The organism is Salmonella sp. SAL4457 (assembly GCF_046548235.1).
Taxonomy (GTDB): domain Bacteria; phylum Pseudomonadota; class Gammaproteobacteria; order Enterobacterales; family Enterobacteriaceae; genus Salmonella; species Salmonella enterica.
On record NZ_JBGDZO010000188.1, the window covers coordinates 1 to 338 of the forward strand.

1 protein-coding gene is annotated in these 338 nt (G+C 63.3%); it reads right to left on the reverse strand.

From position 1 onward, the window contains the following. Positions 1–138: 138 nt before the first annotated feature. A partial coding sequence (locus ACLJNW_RS23845; RefSeq protein WP_410961173.1) for an Rnf-Nqr domain containing protein occupies positions 139–338 on the reverse strand: 200 nt, incomplete at its 5' end.

The following is a 338-nucleotide window of genomic DNA, read 5'->3' on the forward strand; positions in this document are numbered from 1 at the left end:
CCGTTGATCTGGATGGTCACGTCGCCACTCGACACCAGCTTGGCGCGGGCGACCAGGATGATCGCCACCAGGCCCAGGACGATGGCGGTGAACATGCCGATGGCCAGGAAAATCTCGAATCCGATCACGGGCCTCTCCTTACAACTGCACGCCGGAGAACGACATGAAGCCCAACGACATCAGGCCGATGGTGATGAAGGTGATCCCCAGGCCCTGCAGGCCCTCGGGGACGTCGCTGTACTTGAGCTTCTCGCGGATACCCGCCAGCGCGGCGATCGCCAGCGCCCAGGAAAAGCCCGAGCCGACGCCGTACACCGTGCTCTCGGCAAGGTTGTAGT